This window comes from Streptomyces sp. NPDC051173, assembly GCF_040689515.1.
Classification (GTDB): domain Bacteria; phylum Actinomycetota; class Actinomycetes; order Streptomycetales; family Streptomycetaceae; genus Streptomyces.
In genome coordinates, this window is record NZ_JBFBBD010000162.1 from 1 (window position 1) to 2654 (window position 2654).

General features: G+C 67.7%; 1 protein-coding gene. It reads right to left on the reverse strand.

Going from position 1 to position 2654, the window contains the following annotated elements; translation table 11 throughout:
• The coding region (locus AB0435_RS34055) for an amino acid adenylation domain-containing protein (RefSeq protein WP_366428721.1) at positions 1 to 2654 on the reverse strand (2654 nt) is incomplete at both ends.

Below are 2654 nucleotides of genomic sequence, written 5' to 3' on the forward strand. Positions count from 1 at the left end.
ACGCCACCGATCCACAGCTCACCGGGCACACCAAGAGGCGCCAGTCGGCCGTACCGGTCCATCACGTACGCCTCGGTGTTCGCGATCGGCCGACCAATGGGCGCGCGGTCACCGTTCTCGTCGTGGTGGTGGAGGGTGCTGCAGATCGTTCCTTCGCTCGGGCCGTAGGCGTTGACGAAGACCCGCCCCCGCGCCCATTCTTTGGCAGTCTCCGGGGAGCAGGAGTCCCCCGCCACGACCAGGTTCCTGAGAGCGGGCAGATTCTCCGCCGAGAGCGTGGCGAGCAGTGTCGGCGGCACGGTGAGCATGCTCACCTGCTGCGACTGCAGGGTCTGCTCCAGGGGAGCACCCAGCTGGAGGTCATCAGCGGAGGCGACAACCAGGGTGGCTCCGGCGCCGAAGGTGGTGAAGACCTCCCAGACGGCGGCGTCGAAGCTGGGCGAGGAGAACTGCAGGACACGGCTCTCGGCTGTCATCCCCAGCTCAGCGGGGAGGCGCTGACTCAGGTTCACCAGCCCCCGGTGTCGAAGCATCACGCCCTTGGGCCTGCCTGTAGATCCCGAAGTGTAGATGATGTAGGCGAGGTCGTCCGGGCCGGCCTGCGGTGCGGGGTTCCCGGACTCGCACTGGGATATGTCGGGCCACGCTTCGTCGATGAGGATCTGCTCGGTGTCGAGCGCGGAGAACCGGTTCCGCAGCGTGCCCTGGGTGATGAGGAGAGGTGCCTGGGCGTCCCGCATCATGAAGCTGAGGCGCTGCTCGGGGTACCCGGGGTCCAGCGGCACGTAGACACCGCCGGCCTTGAGGACACCGAGCAGTGCGACCACCAGATCCACGCCGCGATCGACACAGACGCCGACGAGCATCCCGGTGCCGACGCCCCGGTCCATCAGGTACCGCGCGATCTGGTTGGCCCGGGAGTTCAGCTCGGCGTAGGTCAGTGTCGCGGCTCCCTGGACGAGCGCTGGGGCCTCGGGTGTGCGGGCGGCCTGCCTCTCCACGAGCTGTTGGATCGCGATCCGGTCGGAGAACTCCGCGGCCGTGGCGTTCCACTCGGAGACCAACTGGTGCCGTTCCTGGGCCGCGAGCATGTCGATGTGACCAACCGGCGCGGTCGGATCGGCGGCCACACGCTGCAAAGTGGTCACCAGGTGCCTGGTCAGCCGCTCCACCGTGGTGCGGTCGAACAGCTCCGTGGAGTACTCCACCCTGCCGTCGAGCTCCCCGGTCTCCCGTTCGCCGAGGAAGACCGAGATGTCGAACTTTGCGGTGTGCGTCGTCACTTCGAACGGAGAGATCTCGAGATCCCCCAGGCTCCATGTTCCCGCGTCCGCGTTCTGAAGAGCGAAAGCGGTCTGGACCAGCGGCGTACGGGTGAGGTCCCGCTCGGGCACCAGAGCCTCGACGATCTGCTCGTACGAGAGGTCCTGATGCGCGTAGGCCTCCAGCGTCGTCTCTCTGACCTGCTCGAGAAGCTCCGCGAAGCTCGGGTTCCCGTTCAGGTCGGACCGCATCACCAGCGTGTTGACGAAGAAGCCGATGAGATCCTCGATCTCCGCGCGGTTGCGGCCGGCGATCGGGCTGCCGACGGAGATGTCGTCCTGACCGCTCCATCGGGACAGCACGACCTGGAAGGCCGCGAGACCGACCATGAACAGCGAGGCGCCCCGCTCCAGAGCCACTCCCCGTAGAGCGGCGACGACGTCCGCCGGGACGGTGAACGACACCTCGCCGCCTGCGCCGGAACGCGTCGCAGGGCGGCTCCGATCGGTCGGCAGCTCCAGCGGCTCCAGCCCGGTCAGCCTTTCCCGCCAGTAGGACAACTGCCGTTCCAACGTCGCCCCGGACAGCCAGTCGCGCTGCCAGGCGGCGAAGTCCGCGTACTGAAGGGGAAGCTCGGGGAGCGCCGCCGGCGTGCCGTGCAACGCCTCCGCGTACAGTGCCTGGAGCTCGCGGGTCAGTACGCCCAGCGACCATCCATCGGCGACGATGTGGTGCATGCTGACGAGTAGCAGCCACTCCTCATCGGCCAGGCGGACGGCCATCGCCCGCAGGAGCCGTCCGGAGGTCAGGTCGAAACTCCTGCTCGCCTCCGTGTCCACGGCCGCACGGGCTTTGGCCTCGCGCCGGTCCTGGTCGCCGATTCCTGAGAGGTCCAACAGGTCGATCTCGACCTGCCAGGGAGATTCGATCACCTGGACCGGTTCGCCGTCACCCCGGATCGTCAACCGGGTCCGCAGCACCTCGTGCCTCTCCACCAGGGCGGAGAAGGCCGCCCCGAGAGCAGCCGGGTCGAGACTGCCCATGATTCGGAAGCCGAGCGGGATCACGTACTCCGCGCTGCCGGGCTCCAGCTGGTCCAGGAACCAGAGCCTGCGCTGCGCAAACGACAGCGGTGCCTCGGAGGCCTTCGGCCGCCGAACCAGGTGGGCGACCCTCCCTTCGATCGCTGTCAGCCCGGCAGCCATCGACGCGACCGTGGGTGACTGGAACAGGTCGCGGACGGAGACGTTCCAGTCCAGCGCCTTCGCAACCCGGTTGACGACTCGGGTGGCGAGGAGTGAGTGTCCGCCGAGGTCGAAGAAGTTGTCGTGGATGCCGATGCGGTCGATGCCGAGGATGTCGGACCAGATGTCGGCGATGGCGGTTTCGAT